Origin of the sequence: Streptococcus mitis, assembly GCF_001579045.1 — a bacterium.
Lineage (GTDB): Bacteria > Bacillota > Bacilli > Lactobacillales > Streptococcaceae > Streptococcus > Streptococcus mitis_D.
Genome location: NZ_KQ970262.1, coordinates 35,227 through 44,638 on the forward strand (window position 1 = coordinate 35,227; position 9,412 = coordinate 44,638).

At 38.1% G+C, this 9,412-nt stretch carries 2 protein-coding genes; both read left to right on the top strand.

From position 1 onward, the window contains the following. Window positions 1–545 precede the first annotated feature (545 nt). Window positions 546–8,060 carry a mucin-binding protein gene (locus SMIDD28_RS03175; protein WP_061424649.1) on the top strand — a complete coding sequence of 2,505 codons (7,515 nt, stop codon included), beginning with the start codon at window positions 546–548 and terminating at the stop codon, window positions 8,058–8,060. A gap of 101 nt (window positions 8,061–8,161) precedes the next feature. Next, a partial coding sequence (locus SMIDD28_RS03180) for a G5 domain-containing protein (protein WP_196756351.1) occupies window positions 8,162–9,412 on the top strand: 1,251 nt, incomplete at its 3' end.

Below are 9,412 nucleotides of genomic sequence, written 5' to 3' on the forward strand. Positions count from 1 at the left end.
ATCCAGCATATCGCGAATAAATTGACAAGTGATTTCTGGATTGCTAAAGATTTTCTTAGCAACCAAATCATTAGTTGGGCTAATGCCCGGATGACGTACAGTCATATTTCTTCTCCTTTCATTATAGCACATTTTTTAATCTAGTTTTACTAAATTTGATGCTTCTATCTATTTATTCGGAAAAATAAGAAAAAGGGTAGAAAAAATGTCAAATTGTCTCATTTTTAAAGAAATAAATGTAAAAATCCTAAAGCAAGCTGGGAAGGTCTCAAAGCACAGGACTGAGCTTGCTGATAGGAGGAAGCAAGCCCATCAGATGCACACGACACGGCTGATGGGCTTCATCTGTGCTGTTGGTCTACTAATGAGGGACCCCTAACCTACCTTTGGTTTTGGCAAAAAGAGTCGTCTATCTGCTAAGCTTCCATTTCAATCAAAAAATTTGAAATTTACAGTTATTTGATGTATAATATTTAGATAAGATTGTAAGCTATCATGCAGAAAATAGCATAACAATATATATATATATATATATGGAGTCTGAAATGGGTAAATTTGATAAACAACTAAAATATAGTATTCGAAAAGTAAGTGTCGGTGCAGCTAGTGTTGTCATTGGTGCTTTTTACCTTGCCATGGGGGCAGGTGTGGTACACGCGGAAACGAATACTACTAATACTGATGGAGGTGCAAGTCACTCTAGTCCGTCTCCAGACCCGGAGACAAGCCGACCTAACGGTCTGACTTCCTCTAGCTATGGGGCGGAGCCTGCTCAAAATCCAGGTGTTTCTGGAAAATCAACAGAGTCAACAACACCTAAAGAGAAAGAAAATAAAGAAACCCTTAATGCAGCGCAGCCAACAGAATCGTCTACGTCTACTAATACTAAAGGCCGTCGTGTAAGAAGAGAAACAGGAGATGCCCCTACTGGAGAAACTTCTGGTAATTCTACTGGAACTGAGACATCTGCCGGATCTTCAACTGAAAATAACGAAACATTAAATTCTGCTCTAACCGAACGTAAGGGGGCTACAGTACAAGCAAATCAACCAGGGATAAATATACCAAAAGGAAATGAGAATGGAGCAGATGATCCAAATGCTCACTTGAGTTTCAACGATCCTGATCATACTGTTACAGTTGAAGAAATGTGGAAGATTATCCAAAATATGCCGGATGATTTCCAAAATAACGAGCGTTCATACTTGAGAAACATGGATACTCTAGGAAATGACCTTCGTTTTGATAAGACAGAAACTAACCCAGAGGGTGTACCGCTTCAACCGGGTGAAATCCGTGAAATAAATAGTTTTGGTGGTTGGCATGCTATCAACAAAGAGGGACATGCGGGTAAATTCGCCGTCGGTAAGAAAAATGATCAAGGATATTTCACTGGTTGGTATAAAGATGAAAACGGAAATCGCCAAGAAGGTGGAATGCTCGGTTCTGATGCACTTGACCGAATCTATCTTCATGAACAAGCATTAGACCGTCGCTTTAAATATATGTTAATGCTTGCCAAAGGACGTACTATCGCCAATAAAGATGATAAAGCACAAGATGGCTCTACATTTGATATAGTGACAGCGAATAGTGCGGAGAATAAAGCTAACCTTGCTTCCTTACCTGTAAAAGATAGGGAAGATATACTCCAACACGCACCAAATATTGAAGGTTTCAATGGGATTGAAAAAACGTTCACAGCCTTTTCGACGGCATATGGAAGTCGTTTGAAAATCGAGTTTGTAACGGGATATATCTCAGACTTTGAAGGGTCAAAAGGAACTTATCGTATCGTTGTTAAAGCTATTAAAAAGGATAATTCTGAAGAAACTGTCTATGACCACACTATCAATCGAATTGACGGAGTAGTAGAGAACGAAGAACGTTACAGCCAAGGTGTGAATTTAAGTGGGGTTAATGGATTAATTAAAAAGCTTTTAAAGATCGAGTACGATAAAAAAGTCAATACTCTTGCAGATGAAAAATATAAGAAAAAATATCCAAGTGAAAGAAGACCAAATAGAGACAAACTAGCAGCTTTGAAAGAGGAAGCGAAACAAGAACTCGCTAAAAATGGAGATGCTATAGTTGAGTTGCCTATAGATAAGGATAAATTAAATGAAAAAAATTTCAAAAAGGAGACTGGTTTTAAAGAATCGTTTGCTAGATATGGAAATGATTTAAATAATCATTTAAAAACTATAACGGCTAGTGAGGTTCAAAAAAACTCTCCAATATGGTTGGCTACCGGTGAAAAATATCCAGATAACTCAAATTTAACTAAGTCTAAAGACCCAGATCGTGTCTATAAGTTATTGGATTTTATATTACCGACTGCGAAAAAAATTGTCTATCATGCAGATACAGACCAATTAGAACTCCAAACAGATCCAGAAAAAGTAACAAAACATCGCGAAGAGTTAAAGAATAGACTAGCAGCTAAAGAAGCAGAATTAAATACTGCTAATGATGAGAAAAAAATTGAACTAAAGAAAGAAATCTCTGCCTTAGAATCAGCCATTAAATCCACAAATGCCTATACTTACACGGAAGCAAGAAACGGTAGTAAAGAAGCGAAAATCCTTGGCTCATTCATGGAAGACAAAACAAAACCTGATAGCACTAAAATATCAGAGGCTGAATATGGAAAATATCATACTAATGAACTTGCTGAGAAAGAATCAGATGGTCTTTCAAAATTCACGCGCTATTTTGTTGAAAAAAATAATGTCACACGTTCAAATGTGCTAGCTGATGATAAATTATCAGAAAAAATCACTACTGCAATTGAAGGAGATCAGGACAAACTAGGTAAAGGTGGATACTTCTCAACAGGAGATATTCCATTAGGTAAAGACGTTGTATCCTATAAAGTGCAAGTGTTTGCGGAAAATGAAAAACGTGTTGGGGTTAATAAGCAAAGTCCAAGACTTCAATATAACTTACCTATCCTAGCCGATTTCTCAGTAATCCAAGATACGGTAGAACCGTCTAAAGAATTAGCAAGAAGAATTATTAGTAAGTCGAATCTTCCAGAAGATAAGAAAAAGGAAATTATAGAAAAAATCAACAAGAGTAAGAAGACATCTGAAATAAGATCTCAGCTGTCAGGAGATGTTAAAGTTAAGTATCAAGATGTATCTGGAAATGTATTAACACTTGATAATACTAAAGAACATCAAAAAGAGACTGACTTAGGTAAAAAAGGAGAAGATGGAACATACCTTGCTGTCGATAGCGGACTACGTTATACAAACTATGACGTTACCGATAAAAAATTAAACACGATTACAACTAGTGATGGTAAACAATATAGACTGAAAAGATCATTAGAGGATGGTACTCTTGATAATGGAAGATTGAAAACTTCTGCTGCTGAATCAGGAACTTTATCTGATAGCCTAGCAACAGTAACGTTTGTATATGAAGAATACACACCACCTGCAACAGGTAAAGGTCTCGTTCACTTCAAGAAACAAGTATCTGAGACAACAACAGAAGCGTTAACAGGATATGATGATATTACGCTTTCTGGTAATGTAGGAGAGACATTCTCTTCAACAGAAGTAGATACAAAAATCACAGAACTGAAAAATGCTGGGTATGAGATTGTAACAAACGAATTTGATACAAATAGTAAAACAATTGACTCAACGACTGATGAAGACGGACAAGACCCAAGTCAGGTGTATAATGTAATTGTAAGAGAAAAAGTGGAAACAGTAACAACACCACCAACTCCAAATACACCGGTTGATCCTAATATTCCAGATGGACCAAAATGGCCAGAATCAGGATTAAAAGAGTCAAATCTTACAAAAGAAGTAACACGTACAATTACTTACGTTAAGAAAGAAACTGCAGACGGGGAGAAAATTCCAGATGCACAACCTACAAAGGTTGACAAAGTATTATACAAACGTACTGCAACATATAACTTAGTTAGCAAACAAGTTACTTATAGTACTTGGACAGCAACTGCAGATGCTACGCATACAGCTACAAGTTTTTCACCAGTAAAAACTCCAGTATTAGCTGGATACGTAGCAGATTTTAAGGAAGTTACAGATGCACCAGCAGCGCCAAATGCCAACGGTGAAGTAACGAATATGACTAGAGAAGTTGTATACACTAAGTTAGGATCATGGGTACCGAAGATACCAGGAAAAGATTCAACACCAATTCCATATCCAAACGATCCAAAAGATCCAACAAAACCTAAATATCCTGATTATCCAACAACACCAGAAAATCCGGATGGAACACCAGGAACACCAGGAGGCGGAAATGAGACCCCAGGCGGTGAAACGCCAGGAACTCCTGAAAAACCAAAAACTCCAGAATTACCGGTAATTCCATACGAACCAGGGTACACACCGGGAATACCTACAGATCCAACACAACCAGTGGATCCTAAGACAAATCCGCTAGTACCATTAAAACCGGTAGATCCAAAAGATCCTAAAAAAGGATACAAGGTTCCAGAAATACCGGAAAAACCAGGTAAGGATACACCAATTACGTACGTGGCAGATCCGCAAAAAGCGTTGGTGAAAGTAGTTAAGGTTGACGGAACAACAGAGACTCCATTAACAGAATATAATGTACCTATCGCTGGTAAAACAGGAGAAGAAATTCCAACTGGAACAGTAACAGCTAAGATAACAGAGTTAGAAAAACGTGGTTATATAGTTGATAATAAGCAAGATGTACTAACAGCAATTGGTGAAAATCCATTCGACAAAGATAAGGACACAGAAGGTCAAGATCCAACTCAAACATTTACGTTGAAAGTACATGAAAAACTTGTACCAGTAACACCGCCAACACCAGAAAAACCACTTAAACCTGGAAAACCAATTGATCCAGATGTACCGGTAGATCCTAATACTCCTGTTGATCCAAACACACCAGTATGGACAGAGGATTTAATCAATAAAGTTAAGAACGCGGAAACTACAAAAGAAGTAACACGTACAATTAATTATGTTGACGAATCAGGAACTAAGCTAACATATACGGATAACGGTAAAGAAACAAAAGAGCCAAAAACAGATAAAGTAACCTTTACACGTGAAGCTAAGATTAACGTAGTAACAGGTGAGATTACTTATGGAGAATGGACAGCTAAAGATAATGACACAACATTCGAAGCAGTAACATCACCAGTAGTAAAAGGATACATCTTAAAAGCTAATCAAGGCTCAGAAGATGGATTGGTGACAGTAGGTGGAACAAGAGTAGCAGCAAGTGAAAACTTAACAGCAGCCTCTGAAAATCAAAACCTAAATGTGGTATATACGAAGTTAGGATCATGGGTATTAACACCACCAACAGGTGTAACACCACCAGAAGGAACGAATTTCGATCCAAAACCATATCCAAACAATCCGACTGATCCAACAAGACCTGGAGAACCAGAATATCCACAGCCAGGAACACCAGTTGAACCAAACACACCAGTGATTCCATATGTTCCAGGTTATACACCTAAGACACCAGATGGAAATCCATTAGAACCAGTTGATCCAAATAATCCAGAAAGTGGATACAAGGTGCCACCAGTACCAACAACACCAGGTAATGATACGCCAATTACGTATGAAGCAGATACTCAAAAAGCTATAGTAAAATATGTTGTTGAAGGAACAACTAAAGTTCTTCATACAGAAGAATTAACAGGTGATTCGGGAACTACAATTAACTATACAACAGCGAATAAGCTTGCAGAATTGAAAGTTCTTGGATATGAATTAGTAACTGATGGATTCACAACAGAGACAGGTAGAAGTTTCGATAAAGATAAAACAGTTGATCAAACTTTCGAAGTAACAGTGAAACCAAAAGTGGTAGATGTCCCACCATTTGAACCAACAAATCCACAAGGTGACGACAATCCAAAACCAGAACCAGGACAACCAATTGATCCAAAAAATCCAAACGGACCAAAATGGACGAAAGAATTAATTGATAAACTGGTAACGACTAAACATGTTACACGTACAATAACTTATGTAGAAGATGGTACAGACAAAGAAGTAGCTAACAAAGCAACAGACAAAGTAACATTTACTCGTGGTTTGAAAGTTAATGTCGTAACGGGTGACGTTGTTGATCCTAATGTAGCATGGACATCAAATGATACAACATTTGACGAAGTAACATCACCTGTGGTTAAGGGATACATCTTAAAAGCTAATCAAGGCTCAGAAGATGGATTGGTATCAGCAGATGGAACAAGTGTAGCAGCAAGTGAAAACTTAACAGCAACCTCTGAAAATCAAAACCTAAATGTGGTATATACGAAGTTAGGATCATGGGTGCCAACACCACCGGCAGGAGTAACACCTCCAACAGGAACGAATTTCGATCCAAAACCATATCCAAACCATCCGACTGATCCAACTAAACCAGGAGAACCAGAATATCCACAGCCAGGAACACCAGTTGAACCAAACACACCAGTGATTCCATATGTACCAGGTTATACACCTAAGACACCAGATGGAAATCCATTAGTACCGGTAGATCCAGAACATCCAGAAAATGGATACAAGGTGCCACCAGTACCAACAACACCAGGTGAGGATACACCGATTACTTATGAAGGAAATCCACAAAAAGCATTGGTGAAAGTGGTTAAGGTTGACGGAACAACAGAAACACCATTAACAGCTGATTATGTAAACATCAACGGTAAAACTGGAGATCAAATTCCAACTGAATCAGTAACAGCTAAAATAGCAGAGTTAGAAAAACGCGGATATGTGATTGATAATAGAGATGAAGTAGTAAACTATATTAATAACAAATTCGATAAAGATAAGGATACAGAAGGTCAAGATCCAACACAAACAGTAACGTTGAAAGTACACGAAAAAGTGGTTCCAGTAACACCGCCAACTGATGACAAACCACTTGAACCTGGAAAACCAATCGATCCAGATACACCAGTAGATCCAAATACTCCTGTTGATCCAACAATTCCAAGATGGACAGATGAATTAATTAAGAAACTGGACGTTAAGAAAGAAGTAACACGTACAATCAACTATGTTGACGAAACTGGAAAGAAAGTTTCTGAACCATCAACAGACAAAGTTACATTCACACGTGAAGCTAAGATTAACGTAGTAACAGGTGAGATTACTTATGGAGACTGGAAAGCAGTTGGTGGAGATAGTACATTTGATAAAGTATCATCACCAGTAGTGAAAGGTTACATCCTTAAAGACCCAGCTCAAAAAGAAGTTGCTGAAAGAAAAGGAATAACACCAACTGTTGCAAATCAAACGATTGAAGTGGTTTACAAGAAACTTGGTTCATGGGTACCAAAAGTGCCAGGTGTAGAAACACCAACGCCACTACCATATCCAAACGATCCAAAAGATCCAACTAAGCCTGGAGATCCAACGGATCCTACTACACCAAATGTACCAGTGATTCCATATGTACCAGGTTATATACCTAAGACACCAGATGGAAATCCATTAGTACCAGTAGATCCAAACCATCCAGAAAATGGATACAAGGTGCCACCAGTACCAACAAAACCAGGTGAGGATACACCGATTGAGTATGTAAAAGTTCCAAATACACCTAGTCCGGAAGAACCGGTAAAACCAACTCCAGAAAGTAATCATATTACAATCTGGGTGGATGAAAATGGTAAGCCATTGAAACCAGAAAAACCTGGAACTCATGAGCCAGGTAATATTCCTGGATACAGATATATTACAACTGTAACGAAGGATGGTGTTACAATTCATAAATTTGAAAAGATAACACCAGTAGAGCCTAATAATCCTGTTCCACAGAAACCGACCACACCGATTCCAACTCCACAAGATCCGACTATTCCAACACCAGAAAGTCAAATTCCAACTCCAAACACTCCAGAAGCAAATACTCCGACTTCTGAGACAAATAGAAGAGAGGAATTGCCAAACACAGGTACAGAAGCTAATGCTAGCTTAGCTAGCGCTGGTATCATGACCTTGTTAGCTGGTCTAGGATTAGGCTTCTTCAAGAAGAAGGAAGAAGATGAGTCCGAATAATATCAAAACGTTGTTTCCTGCCAAAAGTTGGATTCTTCATCTGGCTTTTGGCTCGGAGTCAACAACCTAGAAACTAAAATAAATGTAAAATTGAGGGAAATATGTCAAGACAATCAACTAAGAATAAAAAATATGCTTTACGAAAAATTGGAAAGTTTTTCGGTTCCTGTGTTGTAGCGACAGTCATTACCCTAGGTGGGGCTGCAATAATGGCACCAAATGTGACAGTTTACGCTTCAGACACTACCGCGGACGGTGAAGCTGATATAGATAGTCTTTCGGATTCGAATGCTGGTTATGAAGTTATTATTCCAAAAGGTAAGAAATACATTCGAAATGATGAGATTGAAAGTCATACACCTGTTCTTAAAGAGGAAGGGTATAATGGACGAAGTTTTATTTTACCTAAAGAGGGAGAGGAGGGTTATTTTTTTGATCATCCAATGTCAGAGGTGTTTACAAAATTGTATGACAAAGATAATGATGGTAATGTTGATGATGAATACAAAAATCCAGAACCGGTAGATAATAGCCATGCTGGGGAAACAATTGACGGCGCAACTGTCCCATATAGAAGTGAAATAAATCCTAAATATCCTCATGTGGTTGACTCAGGGTTAACTGGTGATAGTCTAAATGCACCTGGTGTGTGGAAATACAATCCAGATGGAAAATATGCACCAAGTGATGGGGTGATTAATGACCAAGATACTATAGTTGTTGCTCGTAAACCTATTAAGGTTGATGAGAATGCTGATGACAACGTTGTTAAGGAAGACGGCTCAGTAGTATTATCGTATCCCTATAGAATCCATGTGAATGAAGGGGACCATATAGATAAAAAAGATGATGTTTACGAAGTAGGAACAAAACCAAAAGTAGAAAGAACACCAATTCCATTTGAAACAACTTACAAACGTGATGATTCAGTTCCAGAAGGAACAGAAGAAGAAGTCACAGCAGGTAAGAATGGTGAAACTGTTAAGAAAACTACTTATGAACTAAACCCAACAACAGGTGAAGTGACTCCTAATGAGCCAACAAGTGAAACTACAAACCCTGTAACTCGTGTTGTTAAAAAGGGAACACAGCCAAAAGTAGAGAAAACACCAATTCCGTTTGAAACAACTTATGAACGTGATGATTCAGTTCCAGAAGGAACAGAAGAAGAAGTAACAGCTGGTGTCAATGGAGAAACTGTTAAGACAACTACTTATGAACTAAACCCAACAACAGGTGAAGTGACTGCAAATGAGCCAACAACAACTACTACAAATCCAGTAACTAAAGTTGTAAAACGTGGTACACAACCAAAAGTAGAGAAAACACCAATTCCGTTTGAAACAACTTAT

What these genes read in the sequence shown, in the direction of transcription:
- SMIDD28_RS03175 (WP_061424649.1), top strand. Translation starts at nt 546, where the DNA reads ATGGGTAAATTTGATAAACAACTAAAATATAGTATTCGAAAAGTAAGT.